Source organism: Pseudoflavitalea rhizosphaerae, from assembly GCF_003991355.1.
In the GTDB taxonomy this organism is placed as follows: domain Bacteria; phylum Bacteroidota; class Bacteroidia; order Chitinophagales; family Chitinophagaceae; genus Pseudobacter; species Pseudobacter rhizosphaerae.
Map to the genome: position 1 here is coordinate 376086 of NZ_RCSU01000001.1, position 23724 is coordinate 399809.

The window sequence follows — 23724 nt, forward strand, 5'->3', positions numbered from 1 at the left end:
CCGTCACTCGCCAGAGGCGAGCGACTGGTCCCCGGCTACATGTATCAGTGCTTGTGAGCGGGATGCGGTTTTTTGTCGCCGTCCTTGCAACAAGCCTTATCACTTCCTTCGCAGCAGCTTTTCGCTTCTTCCTTTACGTTAGTGGTTTCTTTGCGATCGTATTTGCAGCAGCCATGAAGTTTATCATAAGCTTCATTGCTGGCAGTAAGATCCTGTGTATCGTATCCTGAAGCGGCAATGGATTGCTGGATCTTTTTGCCATTGGTGGATTTTGCATTGTATGTTACGGTGAGCACTTTGGAATCGGTATTCCAGTCGGCGGTCTTTGCGCCGGCAGTGATAGCTGATTTTTCGATCACTTTTTTGCACATGCCGCAATTACCCCAAACTTTGATGGTATCTTTTTTCAAAGCGGATTGCGCGTTAACGGTAAATGCTGCGAATAAAATAAAAACTGACAGAAAGATAGATTGTGCTTTCATAAAAAATAAAATAGAAAATGATAAAAGTTGTTTTCAAACAAAGAATAGATATGTCAGACTACAACCTGTATCAGATCAGGAAAACACAATGATGGAGATAAAGCGAATTGGAATATCGATCCGGCGGATCGTCGTAAGTAAATGCAGCGGTAACAGTTTTTGCAGGAGCGGGATCGATCCAGACGATCTCATCCGGGATGATGCTCACCGGCATTTGGAATGAAGGAAGATCTGCGGGGATGGCCTGGTGCTCATCGTCCACTTTCACCAGGTTGTATTCGGTATGACAACAACCTTCTTTTTCACCTGTCATGCCGCATTTGCCACAGACATCGTGATCATCAAAGCCGTATTCCACACTGGCGATATGCCCCATGCAGTAATGCACGTTCACGATCACACCGGAGGTGAGCGTAATGTACAGAATGGCTAATATGGCTACGAATGCCTTTTTCATTCCAAACAAAAATAGGGGGTATTTTCCTATTCTGAAAGTCTCAAATTCAAATGGCTGATTTTTAACAGCTTGTTTAATTCACGAATGTCCAGAAGATCCCCACCCTGAACTGCATGCCGGGATATGGATAATTGAGTGTTGGAATATTGTTATTGGTAAAACTTCCGGTGGAAGGATCGAGTGCATTGAGGTTTTCCACGCGCACATAAGCGGTGAAAGTCTTGATCCGGAAATGCAGGTAAGCGCCAATGTCCGGCATTTCGAGTTTCACTTTTGCACTATCCTGGAATGTATATTGCCCTTTGATGGGAGAATACCTGTCTGCATAATACGGAGTGAAATAACGGACTTCGAGGCCAACGCTCATTTCGAGATTCTTGAAACCGAGATTACCATCGTATCCGATCTGGTTGCGGGTGGTGAAGAGTGGCATGTTAACAGGACCATCGCCTGCGCGCTGCTGGAATACCGCCCAGGTCCTCCAGTTCCATCGTTTACCCAAACTGAATTGTTTCTGTGCCGTTACCTGCAAAATATTGAAGGGATTGCTTTCCTGATCTGCCACATGCATATTCCTGAAATAGGCAAGGTTGGAGATCAGGTAATAGTTTCCGCTCAATTTCATTTTGAAACCGGGCACATCTATGTTGGCGAATATATTGGTGATATTTTCCTTGCTGAGTGTCTGAGCCGGATCGAACCAGAATCCGCTGTAGGGATCGAAAACAAAAGAAGGTGTGCGGTTGGTATTCTGGAATCCGACCTGCAGGTAACCGATCTTTTTACTGAGCAGACGTTGCAGGCTCAGGTAAGCAGTGTAGTCGCCGGAGTTCATTCCATTCACATAGAAATTACCGAAAGCTTCGATATCCCATTTCTGATTTTTTGTTTTGTTACGGTATTCTCCATGCAGGAAGATATTATTGTCTTTGATCCTTGCTTTTGGAAAGTCCCGGTACTGCGAGCTGAATTCAAGGTTTTGATAAGTGGCACCTACCTTGATGAATTGCTGCGGGTTCTTTGCATCGGGGAACTGGTAGATGGAGAAATCATTGCTGAGCACTTTCCAGAAATCCTGTGCAAAGAAAGGGCCCCTGCTGCCTCCGATATTGATATCGTAGTTGCTCTTGTAAAAAGCACTGTCGCCATCAGCATCCCTGAAGCGGTATTTGTAAGTATTGTAGCTGATGTTATGTTCCAGGCGCAGCCTGGGATAGAACAATTGTATAACGTTGGAGTCAGTAACGATGGAATCTTTTTGCCCGAGATCATACTGCTGCCGCATCATGTAGGCGCCGGTAGTATAAAAAGAACCTGTTTGTATAGACGAAGTAAAGAAGTTCCTGCTGCCCGGCTGGTCTACTCCCAGGAAAGTGGGAATGGAAGATCTTTCGTTGTAGGTGGCGGTATCGAGCATCTTCGTATTGATACCACCGTTCTCCCCTGCCTGCAATTTATTACCTACCACCACTACGAAATTCTGGTAACGCTTGTTCTTGCTCTGGTACCAGCTATGGAACCTGTAATTGTTGTGGTTGGTGCTCTGGTTCTGGAAGGTGCCGGGTGAATTGATGAGCCTGTATTGAAAGCCTGCATTCCAGTTGGGGCGCAGGTTCTGAGTATGAGTAAGATTGATATATTGCTCTGCCCTGCTGCCGAGAACATAGGCTACTTCAGAAAAGGGCCTGGTGGTGGTATAGAATTTTGTTTCATCCACATTCCAGAGATAGAGATCGAGGTTATGGAAACCGGGATCCAGGCCGGGTTTCATGATGGGAGAATAGATGAGGTTCCTGGCAGGCGTTCCAAGGTTGCCGAGGTTGATATAGTTCCAGGGCTGTGGAAACCTGGCGCCAAAATCGGTGAGTGATGAATCGAAACTGCGCAGCCTGCTGGAATCGAGGTAACGGAAACGGATGGTGATGGAATCTTCCAAACCTGTTCGGTGTGCGAGAGAATCTGCAGTTCCGCCGCCGCCGCCAATGCCGCGCATACCCTGCAGCCTGCGGAACGGGTCCTGCGCAGTGGCATTATTCATGATACCTGTCAGCAAGAAAATGGCTGCTATGAATAAATATCTCTTTGTCAAAATGATTGCCGGATTACCGGCCGGAAAATTAGTGATTAAAATTTGTTGGTATTGAACCTTCGCTCTCATCTTTTGCCAATTAACAGAAAGTTTGCGCTTTATCTCGCTGTGGCCACTCGCTCGCCTCTGGCGAGTGAGTTTTGTTTAGTCGCCTCTGGCGACGCTGTGTTCGCCTCCGGCGAACACATAGAAGTCACTCGCGGGGACGCGAGCGACTGCCGGCACGCTACAACTTTTCAATCAGCTTTGTAAAGAGCGTTGTCAGCTTCGGCTCTGCTTCGGCAGCGGCCTGCAAAACTTCTTCATGGGTGATCACATTATCTTCTTCTCTAATACCCAGGTCTGTAATGATGCTCACGGCAGCCACTTTCATACCCATATGGTTAGCCGTAATTACTTCCTGCACGGTGCTCATGCCAACTGCATCGCCGCCGAGACGGTGGATGAGGAGGTATTCAGCGCGGGTTTCGAAAGTTGGGCCTGTTACACCGAAATAAACCCCCTGTTGCAGTTTAATGTCGCTTGTGGCAGCAATCTCTTTCATTGATTTAATGAGCCTTTTATCATATGGCTCGCTCATATCAGGGAAGCGTGGCCCCAGCTGGCTTTCGTTCTTACCGATCAGGGGATTCACCACTGCAAAACTGATATGGTCAGTGATCACCATCAGGTCGCCCACCGCAAACCCCGGGTTCACACCGCCGGCCGCATTGGAAACGAGCAGGGTTTCCACCCCAAGGAATTTCATCAATCGTACCGGGAATACCACCTGTTCTGCGGAGTACCCTTCATAAAAATGGAAACGGCCTGCCATAGCCACTACTCTTTTGCCGGCCACGGTTCCGAAAATGAGACGCCCTTGGTGGCCTTCCACAGTTGAAACGGGAAAATTCGGGATCTCACCGTAGGGGACATCCAGTTCAGACCGGATATGGGTGGCAAAATTGCCCAAACCGCTGCCCAGTATGATTCCGATGGCAGGAACGTGAGGGTACACATTACGCAGAAATGCGGTTGTTTCTTCCAGTTGCCGGATGATGTTACTCATAGATGCGCAAATATAGCTCACTATTCCTCTCGCAACTATTGTTCGTTTTTCCTATTTTCGCCAAAAATTTCCCCGCATGAATCTCCATGAGTACCAGGCGAAAGAATTACTGAAAAAATACAATGTGCCTGTTCAGGAAGGAATTCCGGTAGACAGGGCAGATGCAGCAGAAGAAGCCTACAAAAATCTGAAAGTACAATTCGGCAATAACTTCGCCGTGGTGAAAGCACAGATCCACGCCGGGGGCCGCGGAAAAGGTAAGATCCAGGGCAGCGAACAACGCGGTGTAGCCGTGGGAAAAAGCGCTGAGGAGATCAAACAGATCGCCAGCAATATCCTTGGCGGCACACTGGTAACAATCCAGACCGGAGCAGCCGGTAAACTTGTTAACAAAGTGCTGGTAGCGCAGGATGTGTATTATCCCGGACCTAATCCCGTAAAAGAATTCTATCTCTCTATCCTGCTCGATCGCGGAAGAGGACAGAATGTGATCATGTACAGCACTGAAGGTGGTATGGATATTGAAGAAGTAGCCCATAACACACCGGACAAGATCTTCAAAGAGTGGGTTCATCCCGGTGGCGGACTTCTTCCCTTCCAGGCGCGTAAGATCGCGTTCAACCTGGGATTGAAAGGCGAAGCCTTCAAGAACTGCGTGAAATTTGTGACCAATCTTTACAATGCATATGTTGGACTGGATTGCAGCATGCTCGAGATCAACCCGCTGTTTAAGACCTCAGACGAGAAGATCATCGCTGTTGACTGTAAGATGAACCTGGACGACAACTCGCTGATGCGTCACCCTGACCTGGAAGCCCTCCGTGATATCAGCGAAGAAGACCCCACAGAAGTGGAAGCAGGTAAATACAACCTGAACTTCGTAAAGCTCGACGGTAATGTAGGTTGTATGGTGAACGGCGCCGGTCTGGCCATGGCCACTATGGACATGATCAAACTCAGCGGCGGTGAGCCTGCCAACTTCCTGGACGTAGGCGGTACAGCCAACGCTACAACAGTAGAAGCCGGCTTCCGCATCATCCTGAAAGACCCCAAGGTAAAAGCGATCCTCATCAATATCTTTGGTGGTATCGTGCGTTGCGACAGGGTTGCACAGGGCGTGATCGACGCATACAAATCCATCGGCAATATCGAAGTGCCCATCATTGTACGTCTTCAGGGAACCAATGCAGAAGAAGCCAAGAAACTCATCGAAGAAAGCGGCCTGAAAGTTCAGTCTGCCATCCTCCTGAGCGAAGCAGCTGCACTGGTGAACAAAGCTGTAGCTTAATCCTGATCAATATCAGTATAAAAAAACAGGCGCCTGCAACGGCGCCTGTTTTTTTGTGGTCAACTTTCAAACGCTGCTATGAGAATACTCCTGATTGTAATCCTGCTACCGCTGATGGCCGGCACCTGCAAAGACAATCATCTGTGTGTGTTTTCGGATGTAACCTTCATCAATGAATCTGCAGACACCGTCATCTATGCTTACAAATACATGAAAAATAGCCGCTGCTACCTGGATGGCTGGAAGATTGCTCCACTGGGCGAATACAGAACCAGCTCACCTGTCTGCGATGAAGAGATAGACGACAATTCCAAAGTGCTGGAAATATTCGTGGCTGATCCTGCACAGTTTATCAACCACAATATGGTTCATTGTGATTCTATTCTTCAAAAACATCCCCTCCTCAAACATTACCATCTTTCGGAAAATGAATTGCGCTACCGGTAACCTATCAACCCTGCTTATGAGAAAAACAGTACTGATCTGCATCCTGCTTCCTCTCCTGGCTATGAAATGCTACAAGAAAGAAGGGCCCAACTGCCATCACAAAATCACCTTCAGAAATAAATCTGATTTCACAGTTCTGGTGGCAGATGTGTACAAAAATGGCGAAGGGAAATGCACGCTTAGCTTCACGGAGTTCAAATCCGGTGAGGATTACGATAGAGAAGTAGACAACTGCTGGGAGCATGCTCTTCCTTACGAAGTTTATATTATTTCCCCCGAAAAATTCCACCGGGGTGGATATTTCAATTGCGATTCCATCGGCATAAAGAACGAGGTCTTGAAACAATATGTGATCACACTTGATTTTCTACATCAGAATAACTGGACCGTTATTTATGAATAATATTCGTAGCCAGTTGAAGGGGCTACCCCAGTAACAGGGGAAGGTGGTTCACTCACGATTAACGTGAGTCCGCAAAGACAGGATTACTGGAAGCCGTTCATTTCGCGTTTCATATAACCGATCACGCGCTGGAGATAGCGGTGGGTGCGGTTCACCAGTTGATCATAATGTTTGTGTTTCATTCGCTGCGGTTTCTCTTCCAGGGGAAACAGTTCACCGTTATCATTACGAACGGTCAGTTGCCTGATCGAATATTGGTAACCGTTATCATGTGGTAAAATAACATATTGCAATCCTACTTTAGCGCGGGAACCGAACATGCCTGTGGTGAGGCCGATCTCGATAAAACCATCGCCGGCGCTGGCGGACCGTCCGTCCACTTCTGCCAAATAGGTGGTATCCCAGTGTACAAGCATGGGGCGGCTGAAGAATTTTTTGGCGCGTTCCTGAAGGACGGCCGCGGGAGAATTGTCGAGTGTGATGGCATGCACATATTCAAATTGCCCGCCTGCATTACGGGGGATCTGCGCCAGCACTGGTGCTGTCAATAATAAGAGAAGACCTAACAGCAACTGTTTCTTCATATATCAGACTTGATGTTGATGGCCCTGATCAGTTAACCTGCATTCCTCAATTCTTTCACTTCATAGATTGGGCTGAAGAGATAAACTTTTCCGGTTCTTACTTCCACACATTGATAGCGTTTTCTCAGCTTTTTTCCTTTACGGAAGATGCGGCCTTCGCCGATATCGAATAACTGGCCTTCCTGCAATTGTTCTACCATCACGATGCCGTCCTGGCGTGGATCGTAGTTCTTGAGGATACGCATCAGGTTTTCGTCGGCGCAGCTGCTGGCGGGGAGATCGTGCATGGAACGGCGAAGGGACTGTTCCACATCGGGCGGAAAAAGTTCTTTGCCCATGAAATCCGTCAGCAGCATTGCATACAGGGCTTTCCATTCTTTGCCGTGGCTCTGAACGCGGTTCCCGTATTGGATAAAAGTTACCAGGTGGGCAAGCTCGTGAATGAGGGTGATGAGAAATGAATAAGGGTTGAGATTGCCGTTCACACTGATACGGTGGGTCTTGTAGAGGGTGGCATGGCGGTAATCTCCCAGGATGGATTTCCTTTCACGGGTAATGGTGAGATGTACCTTGTATTGCTGCAGGTATTCCAACACCCGGGGCACCGATGCCGGTGGAATGAATTGACTCAGATACTCCAGCGGAGCTTCTTTCTTAGACATTCTTCTTTTGTTGCTTGCTCAGTTTCATCAGGATGGACACTTCCACGAACGTATACACGAAGTAGAGGAACATACATCCAAAGATAGCACCTTTGCTCACGCCTTTTTTTACGGATACGATGTAAATGAATGCGGCTATCAAACAGATCATCATCTTCAGGAACATACCGCCATAGACCATACGAAGAAACACCTGCACATTGTTATTGCGGATGGCTTTATTATACAGACTGAAGCTTCCGGCAGTTGCCAGGAAGAGAATGATATTACCCACCATCATCACATCAGGGTTGATCCCCCAACTCTCCCAGAGAGAACGGAGAACGAGAAGCAATGTGCTGGTTATAACAAAGATGATCGTTAAAGGCAAAAAAGCCCTTGCGGCCGATTGTGGTTGCATAGATGCAAAGGTAAGGAACAGAAGTATTCACAGCAGCACAGGGAATATGATGACCTGGCAGCAGGGCTCAAGCCTGCCACATTCCCTGAACTGACCTGCAGTATCGATATCGGGAGTAAAAAATTAAGCCTGCGCTACCAGTTTCTCGGTCTTTTTATCGGCCAGACCATTGGAAGAAGCGGCCATTGCAGGCTTTTCCATTCCGGTCATATGACATTGACCATTGAAATTAGCGCTGGGCTCGATCTGTAATTTGTTGGCATGAAGATTTCCCTGAACCTGGGAACCACCTTTCAGTTGCAACAACTCTTTTACGCGGATGGTACCTGTAACCCTGCCCATGATATCGGCCTGTGCGCCACTGATATCACCGGTTACACTGCCATTGGAGCCGATCACAACCTTCGCAGTACAATGAACATTGCCTTCGAGGTTACCATCGATCCTGATATCACCGGAGCTGGTAATATCACCTTTCAGCGTGGTCCCGGCCGCAATGATTGTGGCCTGGCCGGAAGGCGCGGTAGTTTTTTGTTCTACAGGATTTTCGGATTTGGATTTCTGATTGAACATACGATATGGGTTTTAATCATCAATTGTTTCTGTATGAGGGATTTCAAGTGCAGTAGTATCCAGCTTGATGGTTACATTCCCCTGTAATACGCCTTTGACGTTATCCAGGTACTGGTCTTTGTACCGCATTGCTTTCTCCAGGGAGTCAGTCCTTACCTTCAGTTCCCTCAGTTCGCGAGTAGCATTCACATCCCCATAACCCGGAATATACATCCGAAGTGGCGTGAATACGATCAGCGCTACTGTTAAACCGGTCAGCAGCACAAATATTGTGCTGAGAACAATATAAACACTCAATCTGGATAATTTGAAAGTCACCACCTCCTCATAGGTATCATCGTTCATCACAACCAGCCGGTAGCGGTTCTGCAGGCGTTTCAAGGTGGAATTGGCATCGAATTTGGCCATATATTACAGTAATTCTCTTGGCTTTAAAGGTAATAGTTTAGAATGAAACAGGTGCTACACCGTGAACAAAAAAAATTAGGCATATCTTTATAATAAATCTATTCATAATCAGTTTTAAAGGATTTAGCTTGCGTTGCTCATGAAGGTATTATCCCGGATCGCACTGATATTGTTTATCTGCTATGCCTGGCAACAGGAACTGGCAGCACAGGCATGGTCATTCAATCTCAAGAAACCTCAGAAATATGAGGACAAAAAGCTTCCTTCTGAAAAAACGGAAGAGAAGAAATGGACGCTCTGGCGTAAGTTCACCCAGAACGGCGTAACCAAGTTCAACTGGCATTTCAATGCCCGTGAAAGGCTCACCCAGGCCCTCGACCGCGCCAAAGCTTCGCATCGCGACGATTACACGAAACTTCTCTCCTTTTATAATTACGACCTCGAAACCATTTCCGCCGACCGCGATATCGATTCCGTTCTCTACAAAGCCAATGCCGGAATCCTGATCCACGACCTCCGGAATGCCTGGATCGATAATTTATATATGATCATGGGCCAGGCATGGTATTATAAAAAGGAATTCGATACAGCCTATCTCACTTTTCAATATGTGAACTACGCTTTCGCTCCCAAGGAAAAAGATGGTTATGATATTCCCATCGGCAGTAACGCCACCGAAGGAGGCAATGCCTTCTCCATCTCCACCAAAGAAGATACACGCCTGCCCAAACGTGTTTGGAGCAGCCCACCCAGCAGGAATGAAAGCTTTATCTGGCAGGTCCGCACTACCATCGCAAAAGATGAAATGCCCGAAGCAGCCGGCCTCATAGAAACGCTGAGAAGCGACCCCAATTTCCCGGCCCGCCTTCAGCCAGACCTGGAAGAAGTGCGCGCACTCTATTTTTATAACCAGCAAATGTGGGACAGCGCCGCCAATCACCTGGAACTGGCGCTGGACAAAGCCGCCAATAAAGAAGAAAGAGCCAGATGGGAATTTCTCATCGGACAGCTCTATGAAAAAGCAGGTAACTTCTCTTATGCAGCCGATTTTTACAGCCGGGCTGTGAACCGAACACTGAATCCCGTTCTTGAAGTTTACGGTCGCCTCAACAGCATCCGCATGCAGAAAGGCGACGATAAAGTGATCAATGAGAATATCGACGCACTGCTCAAAATGGCCCGCCGCGAGAAATACATGAGGTATCGCGATCTCATCTACTTCACAGCCGCACAGATCGAGCTGGAAAGGAATAATGTGGAAGGAGCCAAACAATTGCTGCTGCTGGCCACCAAATACAAATCCCCCGAAAGCGATAATTCCCAGATCTCGAAAGCATGGATCCAGCTCGGTGACATCGCTTACGGAGAAAGGAAATATGCTGAATCGAAATCATATTACGACAGCGCTACAGTTCCCAATCACCCGGTGCTTTCCCCGGAAGCATTTTCCGACAGGAAATCTTCCCTGGGCACATTAGTGGAGCAGGAAACGATCATTGCCAGGCAAGACAGTCTCCAGCAACTGGCAGCCTTACCCGAAGCTGAGCGCGAAGCCATCATTAAGAAGCTCGCAAAGAAACTCCGCAAACAGCATGGATTGAAAGAAGAAGATGCAGGTGAAGCTTTTGTGAATCCTGCCGTGAACATGAACAGCAATAACTCCAATCAACCTGCTCCCGATCTCTTTGCCGGCGCCAGCGGCGCAGATGCAAAGGGAGAATGGTATTTCCGGAACCAGGGACTCAGAGGAAAAGGATTCACAGCTTTCAAAAGTAAATGGGGCAACCGGAAGAATGTTGACAACTGGAGAAGGGCAGCTGCTATCGCCGCGTCTCCCGGCAATGCACCAGCGCCTACAGATAGTCGAACAGCTATTCTCAACCCCAACCAGGACCTGGGAAAAGCTGCTGAAGAAGGAAGTGAGTTCACTTATGAGGGACTCTTAAAGAATGTGCCGCTTACCGAAACCCAGATGGCTGTATCCAACGACTCTATCGAGCAGGCACAGTTGAAGTTGGGTATCGTGCTCGAAGAAGGCATCACCGATTATCTCGCAGCTATTGATGTATTGGAAGGCTGGTTGCAAAAATTCCCTTACAGTGTGAAAAAACCGGAAGCTCTCTTCCATTTATATTATTGTTATTCCAAACTCGGCATGCAGCAAAAAGCCAATGCTGTTGCACAGGAACTGAAACAAAAATATGAAGGCACCGATTTCGAAAAGATCGTGAGCTACCCGAAAGGAAACCCTGCCGAGAATGCAGAAAAAGCAGCCGCTACCCGCAAATACGAAGGCATTTACAATCTTTTCATCGAAGGTAATTTTGCAGAAGCGCTGAAAGAGAAAAAAGCTGCCGACAGCATTCATGGCACCAATTACTGGACACCGCAATTGCTCTATATCGAAAGTATCTATCACATCCATGAGCGCCAGGACGATACAGCCAAAATTGTATTGCAACAGATCGTGAACATGTTCCCTTCCACCGGCATGGCTGCAAAAGCACAGAACCTGATAGATGTACTGGGCAGAAGAAAAGAGATCGAAGACTACCTCACCAAACTGCAGATTGAAAGGCCGAAAGACGACAGTCTTGCATTGCCATCCGATGAACTGGCCGTTCAGCCGAAGCAACCTGAACCACCCAAAGTAGAAGAAGAGCAGAAGATCATTCCCGATAAAGATCATGCCGCATCCAAAATTGCAGGACAGAAAGATGCTGCGAAGCATAAAGACAGCATTGCCATCAAAGCGCCTGGTGTAGCGCCTTCCACCAATGTTCCCGGCCTGGTGCAAAAAGAGAAACCCTATATCAATCCGCTGGATACACTGCACGTGAATTACGATGCAGAAGTGGAAAAAGGGAAAAAAGCCTATGTGCTCGACATCAATCTTCCCTACTCTGTTGTGATTGTGATGACCAAAGTGGACCACGTGTACGTGACCGAAACGCGCAATGCATTCAATCGCTTCAACAAAACGAAATTCTACAACAAGCCGATCAATATCAACAATGAAGTACTCAATGATTCTGTGAAACTGGTGGTGATGAACAGCTTCGAGAATGCAGCAGCAGCCCTCGATTATATGGACAAAGCCCGCAAAGCGGCGCCCAATGAGATCCCCTGGTTGCCTGCCGCGAAATACAGCTTCATGATCATTACTGCTCCGAACATGGAGTTGCTGAAAGAAACTAAAAACATTGATGCCTATAAGAAATGGCTGACTGAATCATTCCCTGGTCGTTTTTAATCATCCGCAAACCTGTCAGCTTACGCTTGATTTGCTGACAGGTTTGTAGCATTAACAATATTTTATTCATTTTCAAGGATCGCCTTTGCACCTGAATTCGTTTGATATATCTTTCGGGTTCAATTTTTGCTAAGGTTAGATGACCTTATCCGGTTTTAAAATGTTAATTTTCTTTATATGACCCGAGCTGTACGGATCTTTTGGCGCATTTTCATTTACGGGGCCCTTGCAGTTGTTCTGCTCCTCGTATTGATCAATTTCGGTGTATTTGGCAAAATGCCTTCCCTGGCCCAGTTGGAAAACCCCAGCATCACCCTGGCCACAGAGGTATTTGCTGATGATGGTACACCCATGGGGAAATATTATGTGGAGCGCGGCAACCGCAGTTATGTGAAATACGGTGATATCTCGAAGAATGTGATCGATGCCCTGGTTGCCACAGAAGACGAACGTTTTTACGACCACTCTGGAATAGATGGACGAAGCCTCAGCCGCGCCATTCTGAAACTTGGCCGCGACGGTGGCGGCAGCACCATCACACAGCAGTTGGCCCTGAACATGTTCGAAAGAAGGTCGCCCAATATTTTCTACCGCGTTATTCAGAAGATCAAAGAGAATATCATCGCCATCAAACTGGAACGCAATTTTACCAAACAGGAGATCCTGGCACTCTATCTCAATACCGTTTCATTTTCCGATAACGTTTATGGGATCCGCAACGCATCCCGCACTTTCTTTTCCAAAGAGCCGGACCGCCTCACTGTTCCCGAAGCAGCAGTGCTGATCGGCATGCAGAAAGCTACAGCTACCTACAATCCGCGCACCAATTACAAAGCAGCATTCGACAGGAGGAATACGGTGATAGATCAGATGGTGCGCAATGAATACATCAGTGCCCCTGTGGCAGCCAATTTCAAGAAAGAGCCCATCAAGCTCAATTATAAGAAGATGAACGAGAACAATGGTATCGCTCCTTATTTTCTCGACATACTACGCAATGACATCAAAGCATGGTGCAAGGAAAACAAGAAAGATGACGGCGAACCATATGATATCTATGCTGATGGCCTGAAAATATACACCACCATCAATCCACGCATGCAGCTTTATGCGGAAGAAGCTGTGGCAAAACACCTGCCTGTTCTGCAACGCGTGTTGGAACGCCAGCGCAATATCAAGTCCGATGCCGTTTGGAAAGGCAGGGAAAAAGTGCTGGAAGCTGCTATGAAAAGTAGTGACCGGTACCAGTCGCTCAAAGCAGATAAAGTAAGTGAAGCCGAGATCAAAAAGATCTTCAACACCAAAACTTCAATGAAAGTGTTTGCGTGGAACCCCAAACGTGAGAAAGACACTGTGATGACCCCGATGGATTCCATCAAGTACCACCATGAAATGATGCAGACCGCGTTTATGGTAACCGACCCGCAGAATGGACAGGTGAAAGCCTGGGTAGGCGGAATCGATTTCAAGAACTATAAATATGACCACGCCAACCTGAAAACAAAACGCCAGGTGGGTTCTTCCATCAAACCATACCTCTACGCCCTGGCGGTGGAGGAATACGGTTTCACACCTGAAACAGAATGTGAAGCCACACAACAATACTTCCCCGGTTACGGCTATGTACCCGCGAAGAACCGCGGTAAAACCGGTACCCGCACCATGGCCAGCGGTCTTACCTGGTCTGTGAACGAAGTGGCGGCCTATATCATTAAACAAACCACTCCGCAGCGTTTTGCAGAGTTTTTGAAACAGATCAATATCCCAACGAAAGTTGACCCTTATCCTTCCATTGCATTGGGTTCCTGCGATCTCTCCCTCTTTGAAATGATGTGGGGCTATTCCATTTTCCCAACAGGGGGATTCTCGGCAAAACCGGTGTATATCACCCGCATCGAGGACAAGAACGGCCATGTACTGGCCCGCTTTGATACAGAACGTAAAGAAGTGATCAGCCAGGCCACCTCTTACACCATGACCCGCATGATGCAGGGTGTAGTGGATATTGGTACTGCTGCCGGCCTTCGCTCACGTTTGGGCGTAGCCGAAATGGGCGGTAAAACAGGTACCACCAATGACAATTCCGACGCCTGGTTCATGGGCTTCACGCCTCAACTGCTGGCTGGCGTTTGGATCGGTTGCGATGACCGTTTCATCAAGCTGGAAAGTGGCCTCGGTGAAGGTGGACAAGCCGCCCGTCCAATCTGGGAATATTTCTTCAAGAAAGCATTTGCCGATAAGACACTGGGTCTGGATAAAACGGCAAAATTCGTTCAGCCTGAGAACATGAAAACCGAATCTTTCTACGATTATTATAATTTCATTGATCAGACACCTCCTCCCGGCGCCGAAGGTGAGAATGTAGGCAATGGCGGTGCCAATGACTTCTTAGGTATTCCTGATACGCAGAATATCCCTACAGAATCCAAACAGGCAATGGAAGAGCAGAAAGTGCTGCAGGAAGCGCTGAATGCTAAGAACCAGGTGCCTACTGGTAAGAAAGACTCAACCAAAACACCTCCGAAAGAAGAAAAGAAGAAACCGGGGTTGTTCAAGAGGATTTTTGGAGGAAAGAAAAACGAATAAGCGATAACGTTAGATAAGTGAGGGGCTGACTAAAAAGGTTAGAGAGCTGGCAGTCGCTCGCCTCTGGCCAGTGACTTGTATTTGTTCGCCTCCGGCGAACACTGCGTCGCCAGAGGCGACTGAATAAAGCTCACTCGCCGGGAGGCGAGCGAGTGGGCTCCCCGAAATTCTAAGAGGGTAGCTTTTAGTCAGCCCCTTTTGTATCTCCTATCCAAGCTTCTCCCTTACTCTTAGAAACCTTTCGGACGATGGAAAACAAGTATTATTCTTTATTCTTTTTCCTGATCTCCATTTTCAATTCCTCGATCTGTTTTTGTTGCTCTATCACATACAAGGTGAGCTCCTCGATCTTCTTTAGCAGAACAGCCTGGTTGTTTCCCAGGTCAAGGCCATCCGCTTCAACTTCTTTAGCAGACGGTACTTCAGGCAGGTGCTTATGCTTTTTGATGAAGGCTTCTACTTCGGCCAATGGCGGCAATTTGTATGTTTCTTCAAACACATAATCGGGCCAGGCAGGCCAGCCGGAAGCAGTAACTTTCACTTTTTTCGCAAATACATCTCCGTTCACTGCCAGTTTTGCCTGGGGAGTTGCGGTACCGATCCCAATATTCCCGGTGGATGTGATCCGCATAGCTTCAATATTGTTGGTGATCAGCGGGAGATCAAAATTATCTGTGGTGCCGAATTTCTTCAAGGCTCCTACAGCAGAACCGTCCAGGTTCCAGGCATTGGTACTGTTCCCTCCGAGTGTAGAAGCTGCCCGGGTATAAACATTTCCGTTGGCATCTGAAACCAGGATGGCTTCTTTAGTATCATCTGCAGTCAAACCAGCAAATCGAACAGTACCATTTACATGTAACGTTGAGGAAGGAGCAGTGGTTCCAACACCCAGTCTACCGGTATTGGTTAATCGCATTGTTTCTAATTCAGTACCTTCATTTTTCGAAAAGAATCTGACCCCGGAATTATTGTTATCTACCCAGGCGGCGCCTATCGCATAATAGGCTGTTGAAGTTCCATTGGTATAAAAACCATATTTTTCAGCATGTCCCACCTTGAATCCACTAAAGCCGTTCACAAATGCTCCATACACACTAGAAACTTGAAATTTCCCATTGTTTCCACTAAATAACATTTCGCTGCGTTGCCCCACCCCACCAAAACTCATTCTCAGGACGGCCGACGCATCCAGGACTGTATGATAAGAGCTCTGATACAATGTTGAAGTGTAGGTACTGTTGGAAAATTTTAATGATGGCGTACCCGTACTATTTTTGAGATGCAAAGTTGCCTCCGGCGTAGTGGTACCAATCCCCACATTCCCTGTAGTTGGCCATGGGTCAGAGTTTTGAGCACTTGCAATTGCTGAAACAAGTAAACTACCAATAAATGCTATTCTGTACTTCATTTGAATAAAGGTTTAGGTTTTATTGAGCGGCAAAATAACCTTTAGTTTTGATTAACCGGCAATCAAAAGATTAGCGCTACATACTTTCATGTAGTGATCTTCAGTGTTTCCAACTGAACATCCATTAACTATACTCCCCCATCCGTTAAATCCCCCTTCCCTCCCACACTTTCTCTCTCCATCTTTGCTCCTGAAACCACAACCATTCTCATCGAACATTAAAAAAAGAAAAATGAAAAAGATATTATCATTTGCCATCGTGCTGATGGCGCTCTCCTCCTGCAAAAAGGACAAAGATGGATTTGTTCCAACAACAGTCAAAAGCTCAGGAGGATACCTGGAATACAAGCAAGCAGATGGAGAAAACAACACCAACTGGTATTCGATAAAAGCCATGGACGGATCTACTACAAAAGGCATCAGCAACAATCCCGATTATGATGCAAGCGTCGTTTTCGCCTACTATCACCAAAACGACACTTATGGACTGTATAGTCCTGATAACTATCCTGTGGAACTTGGACAAAAAAACTGGAACATCCGCCTTCCGGTATCTTTCAGAAAAACCAATATCACTGCAGACCAGATGCAGCAATACCGCGATCAGTACAAAGATGGATTTCCTGTAAACCTGATCCTGGACATCTGGAAAAAAGGAATCAACGAAAATAAAAGTATCACACCTGTTCAGGAAGGCGAAACTTATGCCTATCGGACGCCAGACGGGAAAATTACCGGTCTGATACAAATCCAGAACATCAACACCTTCTATGACTATATCCAGTTCGAAGTCTGGGTAGCACAATAGCTTACCCGGTTATCTCACTGGACCACAAAATCCTCAAACATCAAATCAACTATATGAAAGTATTGATATCATTCGCATTTGTGTTTTTTACTGTCGTTTCCTGTAAAAAAGACAAAGCGGAATTTGTACCCTCCACTGTTGAGTCCACCACAGAAAGTATCACATATACGCAAAACCTGGGCGCCAATTCGCCTAACTGGTTTTCTGCAACAACTATGGACGGCCTTAGCTTGCCGGAGATCAGTAAGGACCCGGGACTTCATGAAAGTATCGTGTTTGGGTTTTACAATGAAGGAGAAACCTACGCTTTTTACAGCCCGGATGTTTTCCCGAAAATGTACGGGCAGGAAAACTGGATCACACGAAGATCGGTGCGTTTCAGAAGGTCCAATATTTCATTTCAGCAATTCTTTGAAATGGTGGATAAATACCAGGAAAACATACCGGTGCAGGAGATCCTGAACGCCTGGCGAAATGGAGTGAACGAAAAGAATCATATGGCTAATTTCCAGGAAGGTGAAATATGGACATTCCAAACTATAGATAGAAAGATCACAGGCTTGATGATGATCCAATCGGTAAATAGCTTTTTCGACAAAATTCAGGCAGCTATCTGGGTGGCCAAATAAGTGGTCCCTGTTAACCATACTGCATTTGCATGGTAAACTACTGTTCATACTACGGAAAACGTTACCGGTTCCTGGGAAACCGGTATTCGTTTTTATAGCAGGGCTCAGACCACAAAATCAGCTACTGTACTGGGTTTCATAAGATATATCAATCGACCTTTCTTTATCACCTTTCATCCTTCCAATTCTCCGCACAATGTAATTACCGCTAATATTCCCAACCAGTTTTGGTAGCTTGAGTATACTAAAACTGTATACAATGAGAATACCAATACTTGCTTGCACAGCCTTGCTGCTGGCCTCCACTTCTAATGCCCAGCTCACAACAGCGCCCGATGGCGGAAACAAAAAAGCCATGGTAGGAGAACAAATCGGGATCACTGATGTAACCATTCACTATGATCGTCCAGCTGTTAAAGGAAGGGATGGAAAAGTTTGGGGAGAACTGGTGCACAAGGGTTTCGCAGATCTCGGTTTCGGCACCAGTAAGTCCGCACCCTGGCGGGCAGGCGCCAATGAAAATACTGTAATATCATTCTCAACAGATGTAAAAGTGGAAGGACAAAACCTTCCTGCCGGGAAATATGCGCTCTTCATTGCTTACGATCCCAATGAAAGCACCGTTATCTTTTCAAAGAATTACACCAGTTGGGGAAGCTTCTTCTATGATCCCAAGGAAGATGCTTTACGCGTAACAGTAAAACCAGTTCCTTCAGATAGAAAAGTGGAATGGCTGCAGTATCAGTTCACCAATGAAACTGAAACCGGCGCCACACTGGAACTGAACTGGGAGAAGCTCACTATTCCCATCCACATTGAAACGGATTACGTCAACCTGCAGATCGCTTCCTTCAGAAAAGAACTGAGAGGAGAAAAAAGTTTCAATCCCGGCTGGCAGAGTTTCAACCAGGCAGCCAACTTCTGCTTAATGCACAATACCAATTTGGAAGAGGCTCTTACATGGGCAGATCATTCCATCAATGGCGCATTCATTGGTGAAAAACATTTCCAGAACCGGAGCACCAAAGCACAGTTGCTCACCAAACTGAACAGGGCAGATGAAGCAAAGGCCATCATGAAAGATGCATTGTCTACGGGAACTCCGGCACAGGTCCACAACTACGCCAGGCAACTGGTGGCGCAAAAGAAAAACCAGGAAGCATTTGATGTTTTCAAATTCAATTACGATCGTCAACCCAATACATACACCACCAATATAGGACTTACCAGGGGATACTCGGCCGTTGGTAATTACAAAAAAGCGCTGGAGTTTGCCAATAAAGCGCTGCCACAGGCGCCCGACAATGCCAATAAAATGAACGTGGAACGATTGATCAAACTGCTCAGTGAAGGAAAGGATGTGAATTAATTTTCAGTGAAATAAAAAAAGATTCCAAAACGGGATGAGCTTCCGTCATTACAATATGACGGAGGCCCGTCCCGTTCTCTTTATCTGAAAAGTAAACATATCCAACTATTGCCGCCAATAATCGGGAACCGGCAAAAGTCCGTCTATCCTGGCTTTCCGTAGTTGCCAGTTTTTGCGTACTTTTTTCGGGCAAATTCAAAATCCTTCGCAGCCGAAACTTACAACCATTAGTTTCAGACCTCCAACTCAAATGAAAGTCAATACTTCTTTTGGATTCAGTTTCTTGCGTTTGCGTATCGGAAACAAAACCTTATTTTTGAACCTCATTTCGCAAAAACGTAGATAGTTTTTAAGAATTCTTGTCACTTTTTCGAAGATTAATAACAAACTGCTAACAGAATTAAATTCATGGCAAAGAAGGTAACGAAAATCGGAGTTCTAACTTCCGGTGGCGATTCACCTGGGATGAATGCCGCTATCCGTGCTGTAGTGAGAACTGGTCTTTATTATGGGCTGGAAGTATTTGGTATCATGCGCGGTTATGCCGGCATCATCGAAAATGATATTGTTCCCATGCACTCCCGTAGTGTAGCCAATATCATCCAACGCGGGGGAACTGTTTTGAAAACGGCCCGCTGCAAAGAATTCATGCAGCCCGAAGGCCGCAAGAAAGCATACGACAACCTCAAAGCCCTGGGCATCGATGGCCTGGTGGTAATTGGAGGTGACGGCTCTTTCCGGGGCGCCGATATCTTCAGTCGTGAATTCGATATCCCCTGTATCGGACTTCCCGGCACCATCGATAAAGACATTGCAGGCACCGATTTTACCATTGGATTCGATACGGCAGTGAATACAGCTGTGGAGGCGATCGATAAGATCCGCGACACTGCCGATGCGCACGACCGCCTATTCATCATTGAAGTGATGGGGCGCGATGCAGGCTATATCGCCCTTCACAGCGGAATCGCAACCGGAGCAGAACATATCCTCATCCCCGAGCGTAAAACCGATATAGAAGAACTCATCGTTTCACTCCAGGAAAAAGAAAGACGTAAAAAACTTGTGAACATGGTAGTGGTGGCCGAAGGCGAAGAATTCGGCGGCGCCAATGAAGTAGCCAAAGTAATCAAGGAAAGACTTCCGCAAGCCGATACACGCGTTTGTATCCTCGGTCATATCCAGCGCGGTGGCGCACCTACCTGTATGGACAGGCTTATCGCCAGCCGCATGGGATACTCCGCCGTTGAATGCCTTATGGAAGGTAAACACAACGTAATGGTGGGCATCGTCAACAATAAAATGCAATACACCCTGCTGGAAAAAGCTGTAAAAAGCAAACAACGCATCGGTGAGGACTGGATCAAGATGGTGAAGATCCTTGCAAGCTAAGCAACCCCTGAACAAATTATAGCATCCGAGAAAAATCTAAAACAAACAAATGGCCAGAGACATAAAAAAATACCTGCACCAGGATATGAACAAAGCTGCAGGTAAGGAACATAGCACACACCGAACCAAGATTGTGGCCACTGTTGGTCCCGCATGTGATACCTATGAGAAGCTTTTGGAACTGGTGAAAGCAGGCGTGAACATCTTCCGTCTGAACTTTTCTCACGGAGACCATGCTGATAAAGCAAAGATCATCGACTTTATCCGCGAGATCAATAAAAAAGAACCTTACAATATTGCCATCCTCGGCGACCTCCAGGGGCCCAAGCTCCGGGTAGGTGAGATCGAGAATGGCGCACTCCCCATCGCCCCCGGCGATATCCTCACTTTCCAGTCCAAACAGAAAGTGGTAGGCACAAAAGACTCCATCTATGTTTCCTACCCCAACCTGCACGAAGATGTGGAAGTAGGCAACAAGATCCTGATAGACGATGGCAAACTGGAAGTGCAGGTAGTGGAGATCACTGCCGGCGGCGACGTGAAAGTGAAAGTGACCTATGGCGGCACCCTTCTTCCGAAGAAAGGCGTTAATCTTCCTGATACAAAGATCTCACTACCATCCATGACCGAAAAGGATATTGCAGACCTGGAATTCATCATGGAGCATGAGCTGGACTGGGTGGCGCTTTCCTTCGTTCGCAAAGCAGAAGACATTGTGGACCTGAAGAAAAGGCTGGCAGCTAAGAAATCAAAATCCAAAGTGATCGCCAAGATCGAAATGCCTTCGGCCCTGGTGGACCTCCGTAATATCATCATCGAATCTGATGGCGTGATGGTGGCCCGTGGCGACCTCGGCGTTGAACTGCCTGTAGAGAAGGTACCGATGGCCCAGCGCGATATCATCCGTAAATGTATCCACCGCGCCAAGCCCGTGATCGTTGCCACTCAGATGATGGAAAGTATGATCGACCGCGTGAAGCCCAACCGCAGTGAGATCACAGACGTGGCCAATGCCGTTCTCGAAGGCGCTGATGCCGTAATGCTCAGCGGCGAAACAGCTACCGGTAAACACCCCCCGCTGGTGGTGGAAACTATGCGCCGCATCATCCTCGAAGTGGAAAGAACAGAATACCGCTATAACCGTGAAGAAGACCTGAAGCCGCAACCGCATTCGCCCAGCTTCCTCAGCGACGCTATCTGTTACAATGCCTGCAAACTGGCGCATGACACGCAGGCCGATGGCCTCATCGGTATGACGCAGAGCGGCTACACCGCTTTCATGTTGAGCAGCTATCGTCCCAAATCGCCTCTGTACATTTTTACCAAGGAACGTTCTCTGGTGAACCAGCTCAGTCTTAGCTGGGGTGTACGCGCCTTCTTCTACGATGAAGAGGAAAGCCTGGATGCAATCATCTTCGACCAGATCCAGATCCTCAAGGAACGCGGCTTTGCCAAAGGAGGCGATGTTGTGGTGAACACAGGTTCAGTTCCTGTTGATCAACACCTGCCTACGAACGTGATCAAGATCACAAAGATCGATTAAGCATTAGCGTTATTGCATTTTATTCAGGTGTGCCCAGTCGCTCGCCTCCGGCGAGTGACTTCTATTTGTTCGCCTCCGGCGAACACCGTGTCGCCGAAGGCGACGGAACAGATGTCACTCGCCGGAGGCGAGCGACTGGCAACACGCTGACTAACTGTTCAATTCTTTCAATATGCTTCTGATCTCCTCCTCATCCGCTACAAACACATCTCCTGTATCCCTGATGGAAGGATTGTGAAAGGATACGCCAGACTCCGCCATTTTCTTTGCCGATGTATGGAACTCTGTAGCCTTCGTATGATCACGCAGTGCTTTGATATTACCTGCACGAACACCCGCTCCGGGCATGATGATGATTCGCCCTGCTGCCTGCTCCACCAGTTTTGCGAGCAAGGCTGTGCCCTCCGGCGCAGCAGTTGCATGACCACTGGTGAGGACCCGCTCGCAGCCGCATGCAATCAACTCTTCCAAAGAACGGAATGCATCGGGCGTACTGTCGAACACGCGATGGCAGGTTACCTGCATCGGGTAAGCCCATTCAATGATTCGTTTCATCCGATCTGTATCGATATATCCGTTTGCAAGTTGCACACCGGTAGAGATCCCTTCACAACCAATGGAACGGCAAAAGAGAATATCCTGCCGCATGATGGCGAGTTCCTTATCATCATACAAAAAATCACCGCCGCGCGGGCGAATGATCGGATATAGTTGGATCGATAATTTTTCCCTTGTCAGTCTTAAGGTTCCCGGCGAAGGCGTGATACCACCTTCAGGAGCGCTGGCGCAAAGCTCTACACGCGCAGCCCCTGCTTTTTCCGCTATCAGGGCCGACTGGATATTATAAGCACATATTTCTAGTATCGCCATATTCTTTTCTTCTTTTACCATTTACTTTCCGCCTTCAGGATCTTTTCTTCTTTTCCACTTTTTATTGAATAAGTGAACCCTTTCTGTAATGCATAAGCGCCATAGGCGCCTTTTTTGTTCATTGCCAGGAAACCCACCTGTATTGTTTTCGCTTTTGAAGGATTCCTGCTTACGATCCGCTCCACTGCTTCCTTACAAGCTGCTTTGGGAGAATAGCCCTGGCGCATCAGCTCAACTACCAGGTAAGACCCCACGATGCGGATCACTTCCTCCCCTACACCGGTTGCCGTAGCTGCTCCAATCGCATTGTCTACATACAGGCCAGCGCCAATGATGGGAGAATCGCCCACCCTTCCCCGCATTTTGAATGCCATGCCACTGGTTGTGCAAGCGCCGCTGAGCTGGCCTTTCGCATCCATGGCCAGCATGCCGATGGTATCATGATTATAAGGGCCGCCAGGAAGGTTTTTCTGGTTCTCGATATTGATCACCGGTTCATATTTCGATTCCTTCAACCATTCTTTCCAGGCTTTTTCACTTTCCGGTGTCAGCAGGTTTTCTTTCTGAAAACCATTGGCCAGGGCAAATTGCAATGCTCCTTCTCCTACCAGCACAACATGCGGTGTTTTTTCCATCACCAGGCGGGCTACCGAAATGGGGTGTTTGATATGCTCCAGGCACATCACGGAACCGCAACGGTATTGTTCATCCATGATGCAGGCATCGAGGGTTACATGGCCTTCGCGATCGGGAAAACCACCATATCCTACTGTTTGATTTTTGGGATCTGCTTCGGGGACTTTCACGCCGGCTTCTACTGCATCCAGCGCAGAGCCGCCACCGGCAAGGGTTTTCCAGGCTTCAGCATTGGCTTCCTTTCCAAAGTCCCAGGTAGAGATCACGATGGGATCATTCATTACTGCGTTTTCAGGGGTGGCAGCAAACATTTTTTTTCCGGCGAGCGCGGAAAGAGATGCCGCGGCAGAACTTAACAGGAATTTCCTGCGTGTACTCATGTGATGATG

22 protein-coding genes are annotated in these 23724 nt (G+C 47.4%); 10 read left to right on the forward strand and 12 right to left on the reverse strand.

Annotated elements, in window-relative coordinates; genetic code table 11:
• Window positions 1-44: 44 nt before the first annotated feature.
• The 4 genes from D9Y29_RS01420 to D9Y29_RS01435 all read right to left on the reverse strand — a co-directional run bounded on the left by D9Y29_RS01420 (window position 45) and on the right by D9Y29_RS01435 (window position 4076).
• Window positions 45-482, reverse strand: a complete 438-nt coding sequence (locus D9Y29_RS01420; protein WP_206513682.1) for a heavy-metal-associated domain-containing protein — start codon at window positions 480-482, stop codon at window positions 45-47.
• A gap of 70 nt (window positions 483-552) precedes the next feature.
• Complete coding sequence (locus D9Y29_RS01425) at window positions 553-939, reverse strand: HYC_CC_PP family protein (protein ID WP_127124649.1); 387 nt, start codon at window positions 937-939, stop codon at window positions 553-555.
• A 73-nt stretch (window positions 940-1012) separates the two neighbouring features.
• Window positions 1013-3028, reverse strand: a complete 2016-nt coding sequence (locus D9Y29_RS01430; protein WP_241237822.1) for a putative porin — start codon at window positions 3026-3028, stop codon at window positions 1013-1015.
• A 226-nt stretch (window positions 3029-3254) separates the two neighbouring features.
• Window positions 3255-4076, reverse strand: coding sequence for a purine-nucleoside phosphorylase (locus D9Y29_RS01435; protein ID WP_127124651.1), 822 nt, complete (start codon window positions 4074-4076; stop codon window positions 3255-3257).
• Between the two features lie 76 nt (window positions 4077-4152).
• Here D9Y29_RS01435 and sucC point away from each other — a divergent pair, with 76 nt between their 5' ends.
• The 3 genes from sucC to D9Y29_RS01450 all read left to right on the forward strand — a co-directional run bounded on the left by sucC (window position 4153) and on the right by D9Y29_RS01450 (window position 6214).
• Complete coding sequence (sucC, locus tag D9Y29_RS01440; protein ID WP_127124652.1) at window positions 4153-5364, forward strand: ADP-forming succinate--CoA ligase subunit beta; 1212 nt, start codon at window positions 4153-4155, stop codon at window positions 5362-5364.
• Window positions 5365-5442: 78 nt separating this feature from the next.
• On the forward strand, window positions 5443-5811 hold the full coding sequence (locus tag D9Y29_RS01445; protein ID WP_127124653.1) for a hypothetical protein: 369 nt from the start codon (window positions 5443-5445) through the stop codon (window positions 5809-5811).
• Between the two features lie 16 nt (window positions 5812-5827).
• Window positions 5828-6214 carry a hypothetical protein gene (locus D9Y29_RS01450; protein WP_127124654.1) on the forward strand — a complete coding sequence of 129 codons (387 nt, stop codon included), beginning with the start codon at window positions 5828-5830 and terminating at the stop codon, window positions 6212-6214.
• A gap of 83 nt (window positions 6215-6297) precedes the next feature.
• On the opposite strand, the gene D9Y29_RS01455 is transcribed toward D9Y29_RS01450, so the two are convergent.
• The 5 genes from D9Y29_RS01455 to D9Y29_RS01475 form a co-directional block, all read right to left on the reverse strand.
• Window positions 6298-6798, reverse strand: coding sequence for a hypothetical protein (locus D9Y29_RS01455; RefSeq protein WP_127124655.1), 501 nt, complete (start codon window positions 6796-6798; stop codon window positions 6298-6300).
• Window positions 6799-6830: 32 nt separating this feature from the next.
• The gene (locus D9Y29_RS01460) at window positions 6831-7460 is read right to left on the reverse strand and encodes a SprT-like domain-containing protein (protein ID WP_127124656.1); all 630 of its coding nucleotides are present in this window, start codon (window positions 7458-7460) and stop codon (window positions 6831-6833) included.
• On the reverse strand, window positions 7453-7860 hold the full coding sequence (locus D9Y29_RS01465; RefSeq protein WP_127124657.1) for a hypothetical protein: 408 nt from the start codon (window positions 7858-7860) through the stop codon (window positions 7453-7455). Before D9Y29_RS01465 ends, D9Y29_RS01460 begins: the two co-directional genes overlap by 8 nt.
• Before the next feature lie 123 nt (window positions 7861-7983).
• A complete protein-coding gene (locus D9Y29_RS01470; RefSeq protein WP_127124658.1) occupies window positions 7984-8433 on the reverse strand; it encodes a bactofilin family protein in 450 nt (149 codons plus the stop codon).
• Between the two features lie 12 nt (window positions 8434-8445).
• A complete protein-coding gene (locus D9Y29_RS01475; protein WP_127124659.1) occupies window positions 8446-8841 on the reverse strand; it encodes a hypothetical protein in 396 nt (131 codons plus the stop codon).
• Window positions 8842-8980: 139 nt separating this feature from the next.
• Between D9Y29_RS01475 and porW the strand changes: the two genes are divergently transcribed.
• Both porW and D9Y29_RS01485 read left to right on the forward strand, forming a co-directional pair.
• Window positions 8981-12094, forward strand: coding sequence for a type IX secretion system periplasmic lipoprotein PorW/SprE (gene porW / locus D9Y29_RS01480; protein WP_127124660.1), 3114 nt, complete (start codon window positions 8981-8983; stop codon window positions 12092-12094).
• A 177-nt stretch (window positions 12095-12271) separates the two neighbouring features.
• On the forward strand, window positions 12272-14680 hold the full coding sequence (locus D9Y29_RS01485; RefSeq protein ID WP_127124661.1) for a transglycosylase domain-containing protein: 2409 nt from the start codon (window positions 12272-12274) through the stop codon (window positions 14678-14680).
• A gap of 262 nt (window positions 14681-14942) precedes the next feature.
• On the opposite strand, the gene D9Y29_RS01490 is transcribed toward D9Y29_RS01485, so the two are convergent.
• Window positions 14943-15773 (reverse strand): hypothetical protein, encoded by an 831-nt coding sequence (locus tag D9Y29_RS01490; RefSeq protein ID WP_127124662.1) that lies wholly within the window; start codon window positions 15771-15773, stop codon window positions 14943-14945.
• 547 nt (window positions 15774-16320) lie between these two features.
• On the opposite strand from D9Y29_RS01490, the gene D9Y29_RS01495 reads away from it, so the two are divergent.
• The 5 genes from D9Y29_RS01495 (at window position 16321) to pyk (ending at window position 21829) form a co-directional block, all read left to right on the forward strand.
• Window positions 16321-16896: a hypothetical protein gene (locus D9Y29_RS01495; protein ID WP_127124663.1), complete on the forward strand. Its 576-nt coding sequence runs from the start codon at window positions 16321-16323 to the stop codon at window positions 16894-16896.
• A gap of 53 nt (window positions 16897-16949) precedes the next feature.
• Window positions 16950-17525, forward strand: coding sequence for a hypothetical protein (locus tag D9Y29_RS01500; RefSeq protein ID WP_127124664.1), 576 nt, complete (start codon window positions 16950-16952; stop codon window positions 17523-17525).
• 259 nt (window positions 17526-17784) lie between these two features.
• Window positions 17785-18894: a DUF2911 domain-containing protein gene (locus tag D9Y29_RS01505; RefSeq protein WP_127124665.1), complete on the forward strand. Its 1110-nt coding sequence runs from the start codon at window positions 17785-17787 to the stop codon at window positions 18892-18894.
• Window positions 18895-19302: 408 nt separating this feature from the next.
• A complete protein-coding gene (gene pfkA / locus D9Y29_RS01510; protein WP_127124666.1) occupies window positions 19303-20286 on the forward strand; it encodes a 6-phosphofructokinase in 984 nt (327 codons plus the stop codon).
• Window positions 20287-20335: 49 nt separating this feature from the next.
• Window positions 20336-21829: a pyruvate kinase gene (pyk, locus tag D9Y29_RS01515; RefSeq protein ID WP_127124667.1), complete on the forward strand. Its 1494-nt coding sequence runs from the start codon at window positions 20336-20338 to the stop codon at window positions 21827-21829.
• A 150-nt stretch (window positions 21830-21979) separates the two neighbouring features.
• Here pyk and D9Y29_RS01520 read toward each other — a convergent pair whose 3' ends face one another.
• On the reverse strand, window positions 21980-22699 hold the full coding sequence (locus D9Y29_RS01520; RefSeq protein WP_127124668.1) for a copper homeostasis protein CutC: 720 nt from the start codon (window positions 22697-22699) through the stop codon (window positions 21980-21982).
• Between the two features lie 14 nt (window positions 22700-22713).
• On the reverse strand, window positions 22714-23715 hold the full coding sequence (locus tag D9Y29_RS01525) for a glycosylasparaginase (RefSeq protein ID WP_127124669.1): 1002 nt from the start codon (window positions 23713-23715) through the stop codon (window positions 22714-22716).
• Window positions 23716-23724 lie beyond the last annotated feature (9 nt).

Excerpts from the sequence above, each read along its gene's own strand:
- D9Y29_RS01420 (WP_206513682.1), bottom strand. The coding sequence starts at position 482 with ATGAAAGCACAATCTATCTTTCTGTCAGTTTTTATTTTATTCGCAGCA.
- D9Y29_RS01425 (WP_127124649.1), bottom strand. The coding sequence starts at position 939 with ATGAAAAAGGCATTCGTAGCCATATTAGCCATTCTGTACATTACGCTC.
- D9Y29_RS01435 (WP_127124651.1), bottom strand. The coding sequence starts at position 4,076 with ATGAGTAACATCATCCGGCAACTGGAAGAAACAACCGCATTTCTGCGT.
- sucC (WP_127124652.1), top strand. The coding sequence starts at position 4,153 with ATGAATCTCCATGAGTACCAGGCGAAAGAATTACTGAAAAAATACAAT.
- D9Y29_RS01445 (WP_127124653.1), top strand. The coding sequence starts at position 5,443 with ATGAGAATACTCCTGATTGTAATCCTGCTACCGCTGATGGCCGGCACC.
- D9Y29_RS01450 (WP_127124654.1), top strand. The coding sequence starts at position 5,828 with ATGAGAAAAACAGTACTGATCTGCATCCTGCTTCCTCTCCTGGCTATG.
- D9Y29_RS01455 (WP_127124655.1), bottom strand. The coding sequence starts at position 6,798 with ATGAAGAAACAGTTGCTGTTAGGTCTTCTCTTATTATTGACAGCACCA.
- D9Y29_RS01460 (WP_127124656.1), bottom strand. The coding sequence starts at position 7,460 with ATGTCTAAGAAAGAAGCTCCGCTGGAGTATCTGAGTCAATTCATTCCA.
- D9Y29_RS01465 (WP_127124657.1), bottom strand. The coding sequence starts at position 7,860 with ATGCAACCACAATCGGCCGCAAGGGCTTTTTTGCCTTTAACGATCATC.
- D9Y29_RS01470 (WP_127124658.1), bottom strand. The coding sequence starts at position 8,433 with ATGTTCAATCAGAAATCCAAATCCGAAAATCCTGTAGAACAAAAAACT.
- D9Y29_RS01475 (WP_127124659.1), bottom strand. The coding sequence starts at position 8,841 with ATGGCCAAATTCGATGCCAATTCCACCTTGAAACGCCTGCAGAACCGC.
- porW (WP_127124660.1), top strand. The coding sequence starts at position 8,981 with ATGAAGGTATTATCCCGGATCGCACTGATATTGTTTATCTGCTATGCC.
- D9Y29_RS01485 (WP_127124661.1), top strand. The coding sequence starts at position 12,272 with ATGACCCGAGCTGTACGGATCTTTTGGCGCATTTTCATTTACGGGGCC.
- D9Y29_RS01495 (WP_127124663.1), top strand. The coding sequence starts at position 16,321 with ATGAAAAAGATATTATCATTTGCCATCGTGCTGATGGCGCTCTCCTCC.
- D9Y29_RS01500 (WP_127124664.1), top strand. The coding sequence starts at position 16,950 with ATGAAAGTATTGATATCATTCGCATTTGTGTTTTTTACTGTCGTTTCC.
- D9Y29_RS01505 (WP_127124665.1), top strand. The coding sequence starts at position 17,785 with ATGAGAATACCAATACTTGCTTGCACAGCCTTGCTGCTGGCCTCCACT.
- pfkA (WP_127124666.1), top strand. The coding sequence starts at position 19,303 with ATGGCAAAGAAGGTAACGAAAATCGGAGTTCTAACTTCCGGTGGCGAT.
- pyk (WP_127124667.1), top strand. The coding sequence starts at position 20,336 with ATGGCCAGAGACATAAAAAAATACCTGCACCAGGATATGAACAAAGCT.
- D9Y29_RS01520 (WP_127124668.1), bottom strand. The coding sequence starts at position 22,699 with ATGGCGATACTAGAAATATGTGCTTATAATATCCAGTCGGCCCTGATA.
- D9Y29_RS01525 (WP_127124669.1), bottom strand. The coding sequence starts at position 23,715 with ATGAGTACACGCAGGAAATTCCTGTTAAGTTCTGCCGCGGCATCTCTT.